The sequence below is a fragment of the Pirellulales bacterium genome (assembly GCA_035939775.1).
GTDB lineage: Bacteria > Planctomycetota > Planctomycetia > Pirellulales > DATAWG01 > DASZFO01.
Window position 1 is genome coordinate 20,766 of the sequence record DASZFO010000238.1, and the last position, 19,199, is coordinate 39,964.

Consider the following 19,199-nt stretch of genomic DNA (forward strand, 5'->3'; position numbering starts at 1 on the left):
CACTGCGCGTCGGATGTATTATGCTCGATTACCAGCGAATTGTTGACGACGTGCGGAGTTCCATGTTCTCCAATAGCATGGAAGGCGTCGATTTTCTGCGCTCGGCAGCGGCGGATTATTCAGTTGCCTGCGATGAGGTCAATGAGCGGCTGCGGCGGTGCGGTTCGTTGTTGCGGCAAGGATTGCGGAGCGAGGCAATCCAGCTTGCGGAGATCGAGCCGAATTTGCTCGATCTCGTGGCCACGCTCGATTTCCCCGAACGGTCGCAATGGGAGCAGGTGGTTGCGCATTATGGGATCGTGCCTCCGCCGCCGCTGATGTTCGACGTAGCGGCCGACTTGAACGAGGCCTATGCCGTCGAACAACCGCTTACCGAGTTGCTCCGCCATCATCGCCTGCTGGCCCTCGCCCGCGGGCCGCTCAAGAACCGAATCAACACGCTGCGGAGTCTGATCCAGGCCGATTCAGACAATCAAATCTGGCGAGAGGACTTGCAGACGTTCGAGGCGGAGCGGCTGAAACAACTGCAACACGAAGTGGCCGACGCGGCCCAGGCCGGCGATCTCATGACGCTCGCCTCTCTGCACGACGAATTGCGCGCCGATGGCTGGTCGAGCCTTCCGCCCGCCTCGCTGGTCAGATGGACCGCTGGCGCCAGGCAGAAGCTCGAAGAGCGCGACTTCCGCGCGAATATCGAACGGATCGCGGGAGGGCTGCGTGAGGCCCACGCCGCGCTCGACGCCGACTTGGGACGGCAGAGCCGCGATCAATGGAATGCCTGCGTCAATGGAAGCACATTCGAGCAAGACGACCCGTTCGTCGAGATGGCAACGTCGGCTCTCGCCTGGCTGGCCGAGCAAGACGAATGGCTGGCACGCGAGGCTGAGCATCGAGCGGCCGTGGTTAGTTTGGCAAGCGGTCTCAGCGGCAAAATTGCGCCCGAGGAGTTGCGTCGTCTCCACGCAGCCGCGGTCGCAAACGGATTCCAACTGCCTGAGGAAACGGAGGCCCGCTATCGAGACCGCCTGAACCAACTAATTCACGCGGCCAAACGCCGGCGCATTGCCATCATTTCTGGGATTTGCTTAGGAATCCTGGGCTTGGCGGCGTTGGTATTTTTTGGGATCCAGCGCTATCAACTCGGCCAAGAAATTGATCACCAACGAGATGCGCTTGGCGCGCTCTTGGACAACAGCGACTTGCCGGCGGCGGAGCGACTCCTGGGCCGGCTCAAGGAAAACTCTCCGGCGGTGGCGGCGAACACCGAAATCGCGGAACTCGATCGGCGACTGGAAACAGCGATCCAGAAAGAGACCGACCGCCACAAGTCGTTCGACGGCTACATGCAGGCTGCCAAAGCACGAGGGCCGGACCACCCCGATTATGAGGCGCTGCAACAGGCGACGACCCTGGCCAAGACGAATGCCGAGAAGCTCGTGCTCGATGACTTTAAGCAGGAGATTTCCGCGGCGGAGCGCGCGGCAGCCGAGAAAAGGAATGCCACATTCTTGACCGACCTTGACCCGTTCCGCCCTCGTCTCAAGGGCTTGAAGGAACTGAGCGCGCAACCGAATTCCGACCCCAAGGCATTGCTGGCCGAGATCGATCGCTTCCGCAACGATCTAAACGCGCTGGAACATCGCAGCGGCGATCTGGGAAACGGCGCACAAGGCCAAGCGCAAATCATCCTGACCGAATTGGAAACGATCGAAGCTGCCGTGAAGCTCCGGCGGGAGGAAGAAAAACAGTTGGCCGCCGTTACCGGCGCCATCGGCGACCCGGAGGCGTACAAGGCCGAGCTGACCCACTACCTGCAACAATTCCCTGATTCGCCGCGCGCCGCCGATTTCAAACGAGCGATCGACGAAGAGCCACTCTGGGTCGGCATCGCGAAATGGAATGCACTTTTGACGGCATTCAGACAAACGGACATTACGCAGCTTAAACCCGATGGCGCCAAGGAACTCTTGGCAAAAGCTAGGGAGGTTTTCGCCAAATTCGACGAGTATCCCGCCGCCGACGCAGTCCGCCTGCGGATGGCTTATCTGGAGGGGATCATGCGCCGCGTGGATTCGGAGCAGCAGCGAATCGAGGAGCCGCTCAAACGGCTGTTTGGCGATTCGCTGATTAAAGATTTGTGGATGATCCAAATGGGAGATGGCCGCCGGTTTTACCTGAAGGACAACCCCCATCTTAAAGACTCCGGAATGGCGCCAATAAACTACATCACCGGTTTCGACCTCGTTGAGAAGAAGGCGGGCGTCGACTCCGCAAAGGTCACGTTCAATGGCAGCGCGCCGCAGGTTGGAGTAGCCAAATCGATTCGTCCGATGATTGATGCGCTGAACGACGCGAATTGGGAGCAGACATTCTTCCATATCGTGAAGGCGATCGACGAGAACAAGGAGATCGATCCGATCCTAAAGGTCAACTTGTTGCGACAAACCCTCGAAATCGGCAGCCGCGGCAGCGCGGTCTTCGAACGGGCGTTCGCCAAACATTCTGACGCGCTAAAGGATGCCAATGTCAATCCATTCGCCAATTGGCTCGATCCGAAAGATCCGGACTCTCCCAATCAGCGCGTGCGCGCGGAGCAGGTGCTGAAAGACTTTCCGGACATTGGGGCCGCGGGGAGGGAGACCGCCGACGAATTGAATAAACTCCACCAGCCGCCGGGCAAGATTCGCGTCTGGGTCGGCTGGCTCCGCCGCGGCGCTGCCGGCAATTGGCGTTGCGAGCCAACTTCGCTAAGAGATCAATCGGGCGAACTGTTCGTCGCCGTGAAGAAGGGGATCGGCAATGGAATTACATTCGAGCGCATGGGGACTGTAAAAGACGACATCGCGACGATGGAGATTCCCGCAGGAAGCGGCTGCATTGAGGGAAGCCCGCTGTTTCTCGTCGCGCCGTGATTTTCCAACTGTCAACTTGGAGCCTAACTGAGAGCCGCCGGGGACTGTCCCCCTTTTGCGCAGTCCGCGGAGCAAAATGGGGACTGTCCCCTTTGCCCAGGCGGTTCTCGGATCGGCTCTAACTGGTTTTTGCTGCGAGGTGGCCTGAAATGGAAAGCCAATTGTATATCCGAGTTCGCGGGCGCGTGCTGGGTCCATACGACCAGGAAAAGCTGCAATCCTTGGCCCGCCGCGGGCAACTGAGCCGGATGCACGAATTATCGCCCGACGGCGCGAGCTGGGTCCGGGCGTCGAACTATCCGGAGCTGTTCGTCGGCAATCCGGTCGAGATCCCCAACGACCATCAGGCTGCGGCGGCGGAAGCGACGTCCGCCGCGGCGGTCGCGGGGACTGGTCAGCCACACCAGTATGCGCAGAAACAGCAGTGGCATTACACGAGCGCGGGTGTGCAACGCGGACCGGTGGACTTCACGAACCTGCAACTACTCAGCGCCTCGGGGCAGCTCGGGCCGGACGACTTGGTCTGGTCAGATGGAATGCCGGCCTGGATTCCACCACGACTTGTGCCGGGCCTGGTGAAGGGGGGCGCCACGCCAACCGGCGCGGAACCGTTCGATCCAGAGTTCGCTCGTTCAACTGACAAGGATGAATCCTTGCCGGATCGGCTTTGTCGCTCGGCCCATTCTTCGCGTCCCTGGGTCGTGTTCGTAGCTATTTCTATCTGGATGTACGCCGGACTTGCTACGATCGGTGGAATGTGGATGTTGATCCTTGGTGCACGCGTCCGCGCCACGTCTCTTGTCGCATTTGGAATCTTCAGCCTCATTGGCGCCTTGAACCAAGCGATCCACGGATATCTGCTCGGCGCGTACATCGCGCGGTTGAGAAGCCTCCAATACAGCCCGAAATCGATCGTCCTCGCAAAGGTGCATGATTCGCTGCGGGCGTATTGGATCTACGTGGCGATCAACCTGATTATCGCTCTTGTGTTGATCAGCTTTTTCGTTATTTGGGCCTTCGCGGAGGGTGTGACGCTGCCGGATCGCTTCTTCCAGTGAACTTACCGCGATCTTTAGCAACGAACCAAGACTGCTCCCAAACCAATGGACAAACCATTCGATCCATATCGCGATTGGCTGGGGATTCAGGCCGCGCAGAGGCCGCTTTCCTACTATCAATTATTGCGACTCGGGCCGTTTGAAACTGACGCCGCCGTCATCGCTCGGGCAGCCGATCGGCAAATCGAAACGGTGCGCGCGTTTATCAGCGGTCCGAATTCGCGGCTGGCCCGCCGCACACTGTTCGAGCTGGAGTCAGCAAAGAAATGCCTGCTCGATCCGGCGAGCAAGCGGGCCTACGACGAATCGCTGCGCGGCAGGCGAATCGTGCAACCGTTGAAGGACGGATCCATCGCCACCTCATCTCAACGATCTTTGCAACCGTGGGAAGAAGCCCTGGCTGAATCAGCGGCCACGGCTCATCCGCCTGCAATGCCGCCGGCTTTCCCCAGCGGCGGCGCAGACGCGGAGTTGTATCACAAATGGCTGGGAATTCCGGTGAGCGAACAGCCGGCAAACCATTATCGTCTGCTCGGGATTGCGGACCTTGAATCCGATTCGGATGTCATCGCATCGGCAGCCGATCGGCAAATGGCCCACGTGCGCACATTCCAAATTGGGCAACATTCGGCCGCGTCCCAACGGATCCTGAACGAAATCGCCGGCGCCAGGCTTTGCCTGCTCAACGAGAAAAGGAAGACGGAGTACGACATTGTGCTGCGGACGAGATTGGCCTCGCAGGCATTGGGGATCCCAGTTAAGGCTGATCCAAATGCACTACGACGAACCGATAAAGCTAATCCAAAAACACCACGACGAGCCGAATCAAAGACGCGGCTGATCGTCGCGTGCGCGGCGTGCGGCTGTCTCGCGGCGGCGGCGGTTGTTTTCGTCATCGCCAGTATCTTCAACCGGACCGAACCGGCTGTCTCGGCTGATGCAAAGCCAAAGCCTGAGCCGGAGGTCGTTATCCAGCGCCCGACCACAATACCAAGCCAATCGCCCCCGCCGCAGCGAGAACGAGTCGTCGATCAGAACGGCGCGAACGCGGCATTCGGTGGTTATTCGGGATTCGGCGGTCCCGTTGCCGCAACTCGGCCGCGCGAAATCCACGGGCAAGCTGTGCCGCCCGCGCCGGACGGTAGTGCGGCGGAGACCAGCGACGGGGACGCTCGAACTCAATGGATCAACGAGAGTTACCACATTACCCTCCGCCATTTGCAAGGCAAAAAGTGGGCCGAGTTTGATTCGACGGGACATCTGTGGGCTCAGTACGAAGAGACAGGACGCACCAAAGATTACATTGAACTATTCCGCCAGGATCGCCAGCAGAAGCAGCGAGTCCTCTCCGACAGGACGGAATTGTTTCAGAACGGCAAATGGGAATGGGTGGCCACCGGCAGTTGGGCCGCGGCGCCGCAAGAAACCGCGCGCACCACGTCTCTTCAAAGCACTAGCAACCCTTCAGCAAACGAGACGCTTTCGGACGTCATTGAAAGAGTCGAGAAGTCGGTGGTCCGCATTAACGTGACGGGGCGCGGCTTGACTGCAACCGGCAGCGGTTTTATCGCCGGCGATGGCGACACCGTCGTCACCAACTATCACGTCATCGAGAACGCGCTCGACGCCGAAGTTGAGTTTCAAGACGGCGAGCGCGTGAAGGTTGTCGGCTATGCGGCCGTCGAGCCCCGAAAGGACATTGCAATCCTGCGCTTGGCGTCTTCAGTCGCACAGCGCCATATTCCGCAGGTCCTTGCAGCACAACTTCCAAGGCAAGGCGACCACGTTTGCTCAATCGGCGCGCCGCGGGGTCTGTCGTTCAGCGCGTCCGACGGAATCGTCAGCGCAGTCCGTAAAGGGAGCGAGTTCGTCCAAGATCAATGGATGGCAGCTAATTACGATCGCGACATGACCTGGATTCAGACGACAGCGCCAATTTCGCCAGGAAACAGCGGCGGCCCGCTCATCTCGGCCGCGGGCGAGATCGTCGCCATGAACACGTGGTGCCGCACCGACGGGCAGAATCTGAATTTCGGCGTATCGACGACCGACATCGCCCAATTGCTGAATCAGCGGAGCAATGCCGTCCAACTGCTTACGACGTTGCCCAGAAAGTCAGCGCCCGAGAATGAATCCCCTTCGATCCGCAAGCCGGACGAACGAATCGTGTTGCCGTCTGGCAAAGTCGTCGATATCAAGACGGATTTCCTGGATGAATTGAACCAGCGGCTTGGCAGCGGCACTTTTTTTCCAACCGGCCGCATCGTGGCGAATCTCAATTATGACAGCGGGAAACCATTCGCCCACGCATCTCAGGAGCGCGGAACTCTTCAAGGGCCAACGCTGGCGTTATTTGAGACGGGGAAACCATCAATCGTCGCCGTGTACGTGGATGGCTCGCTCAATGCGACTCTGCTGACTTGGAACGAGAACGGCCAACGAAGCCTGTTTGGACACTACCGAAAGGGCGAGAAAGACGGCGTGTTTTGCTTGTTTGGCGCAAATGACAAACTTTGGCTCATTCAAGTGTATAAGCTCGGCAAACTTCAATCATCGCACATCGTCGAAGATAACGTCATCGTTAAGAGTTTTGAAGCGGATTCAAACGCCACAAGGGATCCGATGCTCGTCACTGCGACATCGGAACTTGAATCGACCTTCTCGAAATTCAAGGAACACGAACGCAAGCTGAAGAAGGCAGTCGCCGATTGGGACGAAAAGCGGCGACGCGCTCTAGCAGCCGAGAATGCAATCGCGGCACGCCAAAACATAATGGATCGCGAAAGCACGCGCCGAGCGAATTCCGGCGCTGTTATCGGTGTGCTTCGTGAGGCTTCGGGCCTTGGTCCTTGACCAGCTTCGTCCAAGCGGAGCTATCGCCGGAAGTGGCAGTGCGTCAAGCGTGTGTGATCGCGGCGCTTTCGACAACATGACCTGGCGCTCAGCCTCCGTTGACGACGGCGGCGGCTGCGCGCTGATCAGCGACTATGAAAGCTGAATCCGCTCAGGCCGACTCGGCTCGACGGCGGTACTGACGGAGCGGCAGGCGTTCGTGGCCGCACTGGTCGGCAAGCCATGCACTTGCGTAAACAACGCCATCAACGAATGCCATCGGCTCGCTGAAGAGAGCCGTTGCAATTCCTTGATCGCGTTTTCCGACCATAATCGGAGACTGTGTAAGAACTTAAAGCGATCGAACCCGCTCTGGGATTCTGAGCAGGGCGGCTATATATCTAGGCTGCGGTCGGCACGAGGCACCCGGGCGGCCCGCCTTAGCGCCGGGGACGTACACGTTGAGCGACTGGCGCAGACCGGTTGGTCGCGAACGACAGGTTCGGGGACTGCACGCTGGGCTCTCGGCGATTGGCGAGCCACCCAGCGCAGCGAGGACGGCTCGCCCGAGCCGTGCCGTCAAGTTGCGGTACGGGCGGTCCGCGACCGCCCGCTGCTTTGGTCGATAATCGGTGATATTGGAGGCCGACGCAAGAAATCCGGCCGATTTCCGCTGTCGCGCCAGCGACGTCGGCCGATCCGACCCAAGCGCATAAAAATGGGGATGGATCGCTCCATCCCCACTCGCTCGCCCAACCCGCTCACTCGACGACTTCAGTGATGACGCCCGAACCGACCGTCCTGCCGCCTTCCCGGATGGCAAAGTGGCTTCCCACGTCGAGCGCCACATCCTTGTCCAAGTCGACCAGCACGGCGGCATTGTCGCCGGGCATGACCATTTTGCTTCCTTGCGGCAGCCCAATCGTGCCCGTGGCCCCGAGACGGATTGTTGCGGCGTAGGCAGCCTGCAGATAGAATCGCGCCCAAGGTCATTTCGATAGCCCTTCAGTCCGCCGTGTGGATCGGAGTCCAACGCGTCGCGACTCCCAGTTGGCGTTTTCCAACTTAGTCGGTTTTGAATTCGCTCGACTGCCGATGGCACGACATGCTCCATCGTTTGCCGCCGCTGCTTGTTTGGCGCTCCTGGAATTCGCGGTGCTGGGAATTCCCGTGAGAGCAGAGCACCCCGCCGCCGCGGATCAACGGCCCGCGCTCGGCGCGAAGCTGACGGGCAAGCAAGTCGCGGCCTTTGCAGAATTGGCGCTCGCGGGACTGGATAAAGAGTATCCCAACAAGCCGCAGCACGTGATGACGGGGCCGGAATCCAAGCTGAGCCCGCGCGAGCTGCACCCCGCGTTTTTCGGCTGCTTTGACTGGCACAGTAGCGTGCACGGGCACTGGATGCTGGTCCGGTTGCTGAAGCTCTATCCGGATCACGCCGCGGCTGAGGAGATTCGCGGGCGGCTCGACGCCCATTTCAGCCGCGCATCACTCCAGCGCGAAGCCGATTACTTCACCGTCAAGGAAAACTTGTCGTTCGAGCGGATGTACGGCTGGGCCTGGTGCCTGCGGTTGGCGGCCGAGCTGCACGCCTGGGACGATCCGCAAGCGCGGCAGTGGCGGGACAACATTCGGCCGCTGGAGAGCAAGCTCGTCGAGCTAACAATGGCCTACCTGCCAAAGCTGAGCTTCCCCGTTCGCACCGGCGTCCATCCGGACACGGCGTTCGCACTGGCTCAGACGCTCGACTATGCTCAGACCGTGGGCAACAAAGCGTTGGCTGATCTGGTTAGCCGGCGGAGCCGTGACTATTACCTTGACGACACGAAGTACAACGATGACTACGAGCCATCCGGCGAAGACTTTTTCTCCCCGGCGCTCAACGAGGCCGACCTGATGCGCCGCGTGCTTAAACCGGATGAATTCGCATCGTGGCTCGACCGCTTCTTGCCCGGCTTGGGTGACGGCTCGGCGAAACGGCTGCTGGCGCCGGTTGAGGTTAGCGACGTCGCCGATCCGAAGCTCGTGCATCTCGCCGGCTTGAATCTGTCGCGAGCCTGGACGCTCGCCGGCATCGCTCGCGGCCTTCCCGTCCAGGATCTGCGAGTGAAACGTCTCGAAGAGGCCGCTGCAAAGCACGCCGAAAAGGGACTGGGGTACGTCTTTAGCGGTCACTACGAGGGCGAGCATTGGTTGGCCACGTTTGCGATCTACGCCCTCGCGGAGGGTGGGACCGATTCTCATTCTTCAACCGCTCGCTGAGGCCAATACCGTACGGTGCGCCGCGGGCGGCGACTTGGGCAAATACATCACGCTTGTGACGCTCACACTTGCAGACCGTCGTGCTCAATGCCAGGCCTTTGGAAACAATGAACCGTGCGAAGCGTCGAGTTTCCGCTGGCCGACGAGCTGTCTCCGCCCGGCAGCTAAGCTGCGGCGGTCGATCCAACGAATGGCACGTAATTCTCGTTAACTCTCGACGCAGCAAGCCCTAAGCATTGCTAGCCCCATGCGAATCGGGGACGCGACGATTTTACATTTGGTCTTGCGAAATCAACTTGTCCGAACGCCAAGCGATTTCTGCCTCGGCTGTCCATTTTCGAATCGTGCTGCGATAGCAATGCTTACCTGTTATGGAGAAGGATCTTGCGGAGATTTACGTGCCATTCGTCGATCCAACCGCCGCAGGTTAGGTTTCGCCAAAAAGATGGCTATTCTCGGCGCGCCATCACTGGCCATTCATCAGCCAACGCCGGTTGGTTGATTATGACAGGCACGCTCTCAGGGGCAATATTGCCCGTCGACAACAACCCGGATCAGTCCGGCAGTCCGGCGAGATTCTTCAATTCCATGTAGGCGAAAGCTACAATGAAACCAGACCTACACAACGGCGATTCACCCGTTGATATCGAGCTCGATGCAGCGCAACGACGAGTTCTCCGAGCTATTCGAACGTGTTCGCGGGGGGGATGCGGACGCGGCCTGCGTCATCGTCCGGCGATACGAATCGGCGATTCGGGTCGCCGTTCGCTCGCGGTTGCTCGATCCGGCCCTCAAGAGTCAGCTCGATTCGATGGATGTCTGCCAGTCGGTGCTGATCAGCTTTTTCATTCGCGCGGCCGCCGGAGCGTTCGACCTGCACGAGCCGAGGCAACTTGTCGCCCTGCTGTTGAAGATGGCGCAGAACAAACTGGCGGTGCAGGTCCGCAATCAGCATCGCCAACGTCGCGATATCCGCCGCGCCGGCGGCTGGGTCGGCCAGTTGGAAGGATTGGCGTCGCCGGCGCCGGGTCCGATCCGGCACGCCGCCGGCAAGGAACTCCTCGATCGGGCGCTGGGAATGATGTCGCCAGAAATTCGCGGCATGGCCGAGCAGCGGATGCGCGGCGAGTCTTGGTCGATGATCGCCTCGCATTTCGGCGGCAGCGCGGACGCCCGGCGGAAGCAGTATGAACGGGCCGTGGCCCAGATCGCCGACTCCTTGGACGCCTCGAACCTCGAAGGGTAATCGATCGTGGCCGCGGATGCCCAAACCGATCTGTCGCACGCGGCTGCCTCGCTCAACGCCGCCATTTCGAGCGTGCGAGAGTTCCCACGCTCCGTGTGGATGGAACTGCTGCGCCGCGACCAGTGTGAGCGGTGGCGCAGCGGGCGGCGGACGCCCGTCGAGATCTATATCGATCTGCTGCCCGAGCTGAGCGCCGATCGCGAGGACATCCTGATCTTGATCAGTGGCGAAGTGCAGTTGCGCCGCGAGATCGGCGAGGCCTGCACGCTGCGCGAATATCAGACCCGATTTCCGGAACTCGCCGACGACATCGCGCTGCAGTTCGACCTCGATCCCTACTTTTCCCAGCGAAACGACTCCAGCGACACGGGGCGCGGACGATCGGGATTCAGTAACGCCGATTTGCCCGGCTACGAAATCTTCCGGGAACTCGGCCGCGGGGCTTCCGGTGTGATCTATCTTGCTCGGCGGATTTCGCTCGATCGCCTGGTCGCCGTGAAGGCGATTCCGTTGTCGGCGGGCGACCCGCACCGATTGAGCCGTCAGCGTCGAGAGGCCTCAATTCTCTCTAGGCTTCAGCATCCCCACGTCGTCCAGATTTACGATGTGATCGAAACCCCCGGAATGCTGTATTTGATTATCGAATATGTGAATGGACCGACGCTGACTGAATCGACGACGGGAAGCCCGCAGCCGCCGCAGGCGGCCGCGCGGCTTGTGCTGACGTTGGCCGAGGCGATTCACGTCGTGCACGAGGCAGGAGTGCTCCACCGCGATTTGAAGCCGTCCAACATTCTCTTGACGTCCGCGGGCGAACCGAAGATCACCGATTTCGGGCTGGCCAAGCTGCTTTCAAACGACAGCCAATTGACGACAGACAATTGCCTGCTCGGAACGCCTTGCTACATGCCGCCGGAGCAGGCTTCGGGCAGCGCTGGTGAATGCAGGCGAGAAGGGGACGTGTATTCGCTCGGGGCGATTCTCTATGAGCTGTTGACCGGTCGCCCGCCATTTCGCGGCGTGACGGTCCTCGACACGCTCAGCTTGATCCGTGACCGTGAGCCGGTTGCATGCCGGGCGTCGCAGCCTCAAACTCCGCGGGATCTCGAGACGATTTGCTTGAAGTGCCTGGCCAAAGCGCCGCAAGAGCGTTACGAGACGGCTGCCGCCTTGGCCGACGACCTGAGTCGGTTTCTGGACGGCGCTGCAATCAAGGCCCGCCCGCCGTCGCGGATCGAGACAGCCGTGCGGTGGTGCCGACGTCGGCCGGCGATCGCCGGTTTGGGCGCAGGCCTGCTGGTGGCAATCTTGGCCGGGTTCGGCGGAATCCTTTGGCAGTGGAACCGGGCGGAAACGGAACGGCAACTTGCCGACCAACAGTCCGTCGAGATTCAACGAACCGCCGAACGACTGCGAACCGCGCTGGTGCTCGTCGAGCGGGGGCACACCTTCCGAAGTTGGCGCCGCTGGGACGATGCCGTCGATGCGCTTGATGAAGCGATCCGCCTATGTCCCGAACTCCGCTCAGCCTGGGAGGAGCGAGGATCGCTCTTCACCGAAATGGGCCTGTGGGATTATGCGCTTGCGGACCGGCGACAGGCTTTCGAACTCAACGAACCGGCGCTAGCAGTCGATTGGTGGTCGCTGGCCGTGCTCATGGTCGAGGAACATGATCAGGAGGGCTATCGCCGGTTATGCGCCCGAATGGGTGAGCGGTTTTCGGGCTACAGCGACCAGAATGCAACCGACTGCATTCGGGCGGAGTGCTTGCTGCCGGGTGTCGGCATCGATTACGGCCACGCTGAAGAACGGCTGCGGGCAACGCCGACCCATGGCTACGACCCGCTTTCGCTGTACGTGCGAGGGTTGGTCCAACTTCGCGCGGGGAAACTGGACTCGGCAGCGTCGAGCTGCCTGGAATCACTGCAACTCGGCACCGACTGGAAAGAGCGGGCATTGAATTACCCGCTCCTCGCACTGGCGAACGCGAAACGCGGCGCGGCCGGCGAAGCACGCGCTGAATTGGAGAATGCAACATCCGCAAGAGAACATTGGATTCAAGATTTGTACACAAGCGGCGACACGAACTGGATCGGAGACAAAGGCATGTCGGCCGAATGGGGAGTCTCGCCGTCGGCATGGCTCGAATACAACCATTTGTACGATGAGGCGCGGAGCGAGTTGCACCAACCGCCGGCGAACGACGATGTCCGACTGATTGTTCTTCGGGCACGCGCGCTGGCCGCGATCGACCGATCCGACGCGGCCGATGCGAGTTACCGGCGGGCCATTGCGCTGGACCCTGGCAACGAGTTCGTTCGCGCGGAGCGCCAGCGATGCGAGGCCTATCGGCGGGTCAAGGAAGGGGACTTTGCTCGCGGAGCCGACGAGTTTGCCGCTGCGATCAAAACTGAGCCGACTGACGTGCGGCTTTGGGTCAATTCGGCTCACGCGCACCTGGCAGCCGGGATGATCGACGAATATCGCCGGGACTGCCGTGAAATGTTACGCCGGTTTCGCGTCACAAAGAATCCCGCAGACGCCGACCTGGTCGTCTGGAGCTGCGTGGCGCGTCCCGATGCGTTGCCGAGCATGGAGGAATTGCTTCCGCTGGCGGACCTTTCCGCGGCTGCCTATCCGGGAGCGGCGCGGACTCGAGGGGCAGCGCTCGTCCGCGCCGGCCGTTGCGAAGAAGCGCTTCGGGAGTTCGACAAAGCAGCCCGATTCAATATCCCCAATCCGTCCGTCATGTGCCTGCAAGCAATCGCCGGCTGTCGGCTCGGACAGATTGCATTGGCGCGAGAGCACTTGGACGCCGCGAGCCGCTGGATCGCGGAGGCCGATCGCCGGACACTGCCCGATATCGACATGCCAAAGCCGTGTTGGGGCAATCTCGTCTGGTATGATCACCAGGACGCGCTTCGTCTGCTCGACGAAGCGAACCGGCTGCTTGCCAATCCGTCGTTGGCCAAATAGCGCCCACCCACGGAACTTGGTGCGAGATGCTGGACGGCAGAGCGGGATGTTCGGCTACAAACGGCATCCAGACGACACATCTCGGATTGCGAGAAGTGACCGCTTGCGACGGAGACCAACAACTGCACTGCAGCAAATCAAGGCGACGCCCCCTAGAGCAAACGTCGACGGCTCGGGAGTCGCTGCGGGAACCGTGAGTGGAGCGGAGATTGCGTACAGGAAGAGCTGAGTACTCTGAGGCTGACCGGCATGGAGGAGCCAACCAGGGGATCCAATAAAAGGGTCGCCGTAAGCTGAAATACTGCCGGCGCCACGGCTGACGCCGAGATTGTTAACTGTTCCCAATCCGATTGGCACAAAGAGGTTGCCGGTTGTAAAGGCCTCGGTGCCGTTCCCCTGTGTTCCTGTCCAAACGGCCGGATTTTGTGTGGGTGCCGGAAGGGGAGACACGCCTAGCAAGTCGTGAATAATCTGAACGTTTGCACCGGCAAAGAGAGACGAGTCGAGATTGGTCGGGGTGACCAAAGAGTTCCCTTGGGCATCGAAGACCGGAATGTTATAGATGCCGATGTTGTCAATCGCATTCTTCGAGTCAGTGGATGCGATTGCAGAGAATGTCACCTGGGCGCCGCCGTAAACGACTTGACTGCCCCCGTTTTGGTTGATCGCGTCTTGATTCACAAAACTGTTGTAATGGTTGATGTCGTTGCTTGTCGCCGGGTCGGTTCCATCCGTGACGAACGCCACCCGGAATTCATCGCCAGGATGCAGTCCGGACGGTGTAGTGATGACAACGCCCGCCTCGGATCGCGACACGGCGGCGAGCGAAGCTGCGGCCAAGACAAGCGCGACATGCTGTCCTCGACGCCTCAACGCTCGTTGTCGGCCGGCCCACCCGACAAGTGCCATTCCGCCAACGACGATTAGGAGCAGGCCGGATGGCTCGGGCACCGCGCCGGGATTCAAAGGCGCCGCCGGGCTGGCGAGGGAATCGCCGTCCGGCGGATTGACGAGCCCGACGTCGATACCGAGTGGTGGTTCCTGAACTACCGCCTCCGGTGCCGCCGGATTGATCAACGGATTGCCTGATGAGTCACTGGCGTCGATCGTCACGAGGCCGTGGCTCGTCGCCGCGCCGCCAATGACCAATGCCGACTGAATGATGTGATTGGCCGTGAGATCGCTGCCGTCGCTGATTTGCGTCGTGCCCGCGCCGTCGATATCGCCCACCTGCTGATTCGTGCCGGAGACGAGAACGCCGGCGGCGGCGGAACTGTTGTTGACGACGTTCGCTCGGTTCGTACCTGACGAGAGCGCGGAAACGGAGCCGGCAAGTTCGAGCGTTCCGAAGCTGGCCACTCTCGCCGACACGCCAGCTCCGACCGTCGCCGTGCCGCTGATGGCCTTGAACCGCAGCGTGCCGGAGTCGCCGATCGCTAGCGAACTGGAATTGCCGAGCGAAGGAGCGCCATCGACCTCCAGCACTCCGCTCCCGGCCTTGCCAAACGCGGCCCCTGGAGCGTTGACCAACGGCGCCATCGGGACATTGCCGCTGGACCCGCCGGCGAAGGTCACGGTGGTATCGATCACATTGAACGTGCCTGTGCCTGTGTTGGTCACCGGCCCGGTGAAGATGGCCGGATTGTAGGCGACGGTGATTGTCTTGCCGTTCTCGTTGGTGACCGGCCCGTTGATGGTCGTTGTCCCTCCGGTGAAGGTGATGCTGCCGTTGTTGTCGAGGCCCATGCCGCCGGTGCGAAAGATTCCCCAGCCGCTGATCTGGCCGGTGTTATTCAGCGGATGGTTGTTGTTGTCAAACGTCCCGCCCGTGAGATTGATGATGCCGGCATTAGCGGCCAAGCCGCCGGTGACCAGGAGCTTGGCGCCGGAGCCGGCAGTGAGCAGGCCGGCGGCTGAATTCGTCAACGTCCCGCCGAACGAGAGCGTGCCGCCGAGGGCCTCGATCGTCCCCGTATTGGCGACCGCGCTAGTGACGAGTCCGAAGCCCTCCAGAGCGCTGTGGTTGGCGATCGCGCCGCCGCCAAGACGCGCGGTGGCGTCGGAAAGCGAGATGAGTCCATTGTTCGTCCAAGCGCCGGTAATGCTCAACGAATTCCCGGCAGCCACATGGACAGTGCCGTCTACGTTGTTAACGAGCGCGCCGGTGATGTTTCCGTTGCCCTCGACGAGACCGTCGTTTGTAATCCCGCCGGCGAGCGACATGACGCCGCTGACCGACACCGTTCCGAAGTTGGCCAGCGGCGAAGTGACGGTGCCGTCCCCTTGGATCGTGCCGCCGAATTCGTTCGTAAGCGGGCCGTCGCCGGCGACGGTGCCGCCGGTGAGCGTGAGCAGGGCGAGATTGTCGAAACCGTCGCCGTTGGCGGTGACGGTTTGCCCTGTGGCGACAGTCATGGCCGTGTCGTTCTCGATCCCATTGCCCGCCGTGAAGTTCGGGCCGAGATTGACAGTTCCCTGATTGAGCAGCTTGCCGTTGAACACGCCGCTTTGATAGTTGAATACGCCCTGGTTTTGGAGCGTGCCGTTCACCGTGCCGCCGGCCTGCGTGATCGAGGCGGCATAGAGCGTGCTGCCGGCATCTTGTTCGATCGTGCCCGTCGGGCTGATCGTGAGCGTTCCAGTGACGTAGTTCGACCCGCCGGCGCTGACGGTCAAGGAGAACAGCCCTGTCCCGCCCAGAGTTTCGTTTCCAGTCACCATCAGCGTCTGCCCGCCGCCAAGCGAAAGCGCGGGCCCGAAGTCATTAGCGATTGAGCTGCCCGCCTCGCCCGACGAATCGAAGACAACGTTGGTTGTGATATTGAGCGTGCCGGACGTCCAATTGAAAAGCGACGGATTTGAAAACAACCCAAGGGAAGGCGTGTTGATCTGTCCGCCGCTCAAATTCAGGGCCGTGCCCGCGGTCGGGCCGACAAGGATCCCGGAGTTGCCGACGGTGAGCACGCCAGTACCGCTGACCGCCAGCACGCCCGGGCTATTGAGGCCAACAAACACATTGGGGCTGCTGACGAAGCCGCCGCTCAGGTTATAAGCGCCTGGTGACCCCCCTAACCCGTTGCCGATCGCCAGACCGACTGGACCGACGATATTGGAGCCGCCATCCTGGTTGAACGTCCCGGAACCGTGAGAACTGCCGATGGACTCGCTGGATGCGGTGAGCAGACCGCCATGAAGGAAATACACGCCGTTCGCCCCGCTCCCAATGCCGATCTCAAGAAATGTCAGACTGTTCGTACCGCCGGACTGAATAAACGTTCCTGCACTGCCGTCCCCGACGGCGATGTGCTCGCCGCTGTTGCTGATCAACGTGCCGGTGCTCGTCAGCGTGCCGGCGCTCAGGATATAGGTGCCGCTGGAGTTACTGTTGTAGCCCAGGTAAAGCAGGTTGTTGGTGCCGAGCGAGTTGGTTCCACCACTTTGGGTGAACGTCCCCGTGCCGCTGTAACCAACGATCTCGCCCGTGTTGCCCGCGGCAACGAGCGACCCGGTTCCACTGAGGTTGTAGTACCCGTTGTCGGTTGGATTCAGGCCCAGGTAGAGGGCGGTGCCGTTGACCGTGTTCACGCCGCCGCTCTGGTTGAATTTGCCGCTGCCGTTGCCAGCCGACCAGCCGACGTATTCGAAGGCGGACGTCAGATTATTAGCCGACATGGAGAACGTCGCCGTGTCGGTCGGCATCCCCCCGGTCAAATCGACCGAGAGAAACGCGAGCGTGACGGCGGGGCCGGTGTAGTCGTAGGTGATCGTGCGGCTGACACCGTCGGTGTTAAGGACGTTCGCCGTGTCGCCTCCCGCCGGCACTCCCGCCGGAGACCAATTGCCCGCCACGCTCCAATTGCCGTCAAGCGCGTTCCAGGCTCGCGTCGTCGCCAGGGACGGCCTGATGAGCGACAGTACGATTGCAACCGCGACGACAACCGAGCCGAGAGCTTTGCAGCGACGTGCGGGAAGCCATCGGCGAACGATGCGCAGGTCCATTTTCCACCCGCTGGCTGGGCCGCAGAATGAACATCAGCGATGCCTCACTTTCTTAATAACCGTTTGGGCGGCGCACGGACGCGATTAATTCAAAAGTTTTTCGAAGACGCTCCGCCGGTCCCAGGTCGAGCGGCGGCATCGACGGCGCTAGAACCACGCAAGTCAATTCCGGCAGTGATCTTACGGCCAGTCAAATCGTTCAATCGGTGCTCGGGATTGGCGGCACATCGCCCAGCCGCGGCTGCGTGACTATCGACGCCAGCGACGCCTCGGGCAATCCGCTGTTCGCCTCCCCTGCGAGTCTGTTCGGCGGCGATCCGAGTTCGGGTGGACTGGCCTTGGCGACTTCAGTGGCGCCCAGCGGTCCCTTCGAAGCGGGCGACACGAGTTCCGCAAGCTTGAGCACCGCATCGACCGACAGCGCCAATGTGGCTGTTCTGGCAATTGGGAAATCCGTCGGGAGCGACAATTCTGCGCCGGTGCCCGAACCATCCACGCTCCTGCTGGCGCTTTTTGCGGTATTAGGTGTTGTCAGCACCCAATTCGCGCGACACCATTTCCGATGTAAAACAGTCTGATCCCGCTTGGTCGCGACGCTCTACTCTTGGGTGGTTGGCTCGGCGCTCTAGGCTGCGTTCCTGTCATCGGTCTAACCTGCGGCGGTCCCCCCGACGAATGGCACGTATTTCTTCTGGAAGCTCTTGGCTGGAAATGACATAGGCAAAAAAGCCTCACTTGCGTAGATGGGGGTTTGTCGTCACACCCATCACCGGCAAGGAGGCCAAGGATGCGATATTTTAACCAAGGACGGTTTCGCCAACAGGTGAGATTCTTACAGCATCAGTTTCTCCTGGACGGGAATCTTCCCTTCAGCGATATTCTGTCAACGGAGCTGATCCAGCAAGCATTGACAGCACTTCAGGTGGGGGTGATCGATTGCGTCTACACGCCGCTGGTCACCCTGTGTGTGTTTCTGGGTCAGGTGCTGAGCGCCGATCACTCCTGCCGCGCGGCCGTGACGCGCCTGATCGCGTATCGCGTTGCGAGAAAAGAAAGGCCATGCTCGGCAGAAACCGGCGCGTACTGTCAGTCCCGCAAGCGGCTGCCAGAAGAGTTCTTCTCGCAGCTCGCGCGGCAGACGGGACGCCAGCTCGATGCCAAGGCGAAATCGGATTGGCTGTAGAAGAATCGACGTGTTCACATCTTCGACGGCGCGACCGTCTCGATGCCCGACACGGCCGCAAATCAACGGGCCTATCCCCAACCGCCACAGCAAAAACCCGGCCTGGGATTTCCCCTGGCCCGCATCGCGGTCATCTTTTCCCTAGCGTGCGGCGCGGTGCTCGACGTGGGGATCTGTCGTTACGCCGGCAAAGGCCAAAGCGAGTTGGCCCTGCTGCGTCAAATGTGGTCGATCTTTCAGCCTGGCGACATCATGCTGGCCGATCGCTTGATGTGCGCGTGGACAGAACTGGTGATGCTCAAGCAGCGCGACGTGGACAGTGTGTGTCGTTTTAACTCAGCCAACCGCAAGACCGACTTTCGTCGAGGAAAGCGTTTGGGGACAGACGATCATATTGTCACGTGGTTCAAGCCCACCAAGCCGCGGTCAATCGATCGGCAGACCTACAACACGCTTCCCGAATCGTTGACGATCCGAGAATGTCGCGTGCCCAGTGCCCAACCCGGCTTTCGGGTGAAGGTCGTCGTGATTGCCACCACGCTCTTGGATCACATCGCGTATCCGCCGTCCAAACTGGCGGAACTGTATCTCGCCAGGTGGAATGCCGAAGTCTACCAGCCGGAATACCCATCAAGCACGAGCTTGTATCAGCTCACCGCTTGAGATTAAAGTGTCCGCTAGCGCGTTGTTGAAGCTGGCATGCTGGTATTGCCAGCGGGCGTCTAACAGCA

10 protein-coding genes and 1 pseudogene are annotated in these 19,199 nt (G+C 60.7%); 8 read left to right on the plus strand and 3 right to left on the minus strand.

The features are described from left to right. The first annotated feature begins 20 nt into the window (after positions 1-20). From VGY55_15065 to VGY55_15075, 3 genes are all read left to right on the plus strand, one after another. Complete coding sequence (locus VGY55_15065) at positions 21-2,912, plus strand: hypothetical protein (protein ID HEV2971294.1); 2,892 nt, start codon at positions 21-23, stop codon at positions 2,910-2,912. Positions 2,913-3,061: 149 nt separating this feature from the next. Beyond that, positions 3,062-3,970, plus strand: a complete 909-nt coding sequence (locus VGY55_15070; GenBank protein HEV2971295.1) for a DUF4339 domain-containing protein — start codon at positions 3,062-3,064, stop codon at positions 3,968-3,970. A 45-nt stretch (positions 3,971-4,015) separates the two neighbouring features. Next, the gene (locus tag VGY55_15075) at positions 4,016-6,823 is read left to right on the plus strand and encodes a trypsin-like peptidase domain-containing protein (protein HEV2971296.1); all 2,808 of its coding nucleotides are present in this window, start codon (positions 4,016-4,018) and stop codon (positions 6,821-6,823) included. Between the two features lie 740 nt (positions 6,824-7,563). Here the strand turns inward: VGY55_15075 and tuf are convergent. Then, positions 7,564-7,734, minus strand: a pseudogene (gene tuf, locus VGY55_15080) (elongation factor Tu). Positions 7,735-7,897: 163 nt separating this feature from the next. Between tuf and VGY55_15085 the strand changes: the two are divergent. The 3 genes from VGY55_15085 to VGY55_15095 all read left to right on the plus strand — a co-directional run bounded on the left by VGY55_15085 (position 7,898) and on the right by VGY55_15095 (position 13,286). Continuing rightward, entirely contained in the window at positions 7,898-9,064 is a 1,167-nt protein-coding gene (locus tag VGY55_15085) for a DUF2891 domain-containing protein (GenBank protein ID HEV2971297.1), read from the plus strand. A 655-nt stretch (positions 9,065-9,719) separates the two neighbouring features. After that, positions 9,720-10,310, plus strand: a complete 591-nt coding sequence (locus tag VGY55_15090) for an ECF-type sigma factor (protein ID HEV2971298.1) — start codon at positions 9,720-9,722, stop codon at positions 10,308-10,310. Positions 10,311-10,316: 6 nt separating this feature from the next. Beyond that, positions 10,317-13,286: a protein kinase gene (locus VGY55_15095; GenBank protein HEV2971299.1), complete on the plus strand. Its 2,970-nt coding sequence runs from the start codon at positions 10,317-10,319 to the stop codon at positions 13,284-13,286. A gap of 54 nt (positions 13,287-13,340) precedes the next feature. Here VGY55_15095 and VGY55_15100 read toward each other — a convergent pair whose 3' ends face one another. Together VGY55_15100 and VGY55_15105 are read right to left on the minus strand one after the other, a co-directional pair. Continuing rightward, the gene (locus VGY55_15100) at positions 13,341-17,285 is read right to left on the minus strand and encodes a hypothetical protein (protein ID HEV2971300.1); all 3,945 of its coding nucleotides are present in this window, start codon (positions 17,283-17,285) and stop codon (positions 13,341-13,343) included. 199 nt (positions 17,286-17,484) lie between these two features. Continuing rightward, positions 17,485-17,781, minus strand: coding sequence for a hypothetical protein (locus tag VGY55_15105; GenBank protein ID HEV2971301.1), 297 nt, complete (start codon positions 17,779-17,781; stop codon positions 17,485-17,487). 291 nt (positions 17,782-18,072) lie between these two features. Between VGY55_15105 and VGY55_15110 the strand changes: the two genes are divergently transcribed. Further along, a complete protein-coding gene (locus tag VGY55_15110; protein ID HEV2971302.1) occupies positions 18,073-18,468 on the plus strand; it encodes a hypothetical protein in 396 nt (131 codons plus the stop codon). Between the two features lie 42 nt (positions 18,469-18,510). Then, positions 18,511-19,131, plus strand: coding sequence for a hypothetical protein (locus VGY55_15115; GenBank protein HEV2971303.1), 621 nt, complete (start codon positions 18,511-18,513; stop codon positions 19,129-19,131). The last annotated feature ends 68 nt before the right edge of the window (positions 19,132-19,199 follow it).

What these genes read in the sequence shown, in the direction of transcription:
- VGY55_15065 (HEV2971294.1), top strand. Translation starts at nt 21, where the DNA reads ATGCTCGATTACCAGCGAATTGTTGACGACGTGCGGAGTTCCATGTTC.
- VGY55_15100 (HEV2971300.1), bottom strand. Translation starts at nt 17,285, where the DNA reads ATGGACCTGCGCATCGTTCGCCGATGGCTTCCCGCACGTCGCTGCAAA.
- VGY55_15115 (HEV2971303.1), top strand. Translation starts at nt 18,511, where the DNA reads ATGCCCGACACGGCCGCAAATCAACGGGCCTATCCCCAACCGCCACAG.
- VGY55_15090 (HEV2971298.1), top strand. Translation starts at nt 9,720, where the DNA reads ATGCAGCGCAACGACGAGTTCTCCGAGCTATTCGAACGTGTTCGCGGG.
- VGY55_15110 (HEV2971302.1), top strand. Translation starts at nt 18,073, where the DNA reads ATGCGATATTTTAACCAAGGACGGTTTCGCCAACAGGTGAGATTCTTA.
- VGY55_15070 (HEV2971295.1), top strand. Translation starts at nt 3,062, where the DNA reads ATGGAAAGCCAATTGTATATCCGAGTTCGCGGGCGCGTGCTGGGTCCA.
- VGY55_15085 (HEV2971297.1), top strand. Translation starts at nt 7,898, where the DNA reads ATGGCACGACATGCTCCATCGTTTGCCGCCGCTGCTTGTTTGGCGCTC.
- VGY55_15075 (HEV2971296.1), top strand. Translation starts at nt 4,016, where the DNA reads ATGGACAAACCATTCGATCCATATCGCGATTGGCTGGGGATTCAGGCC.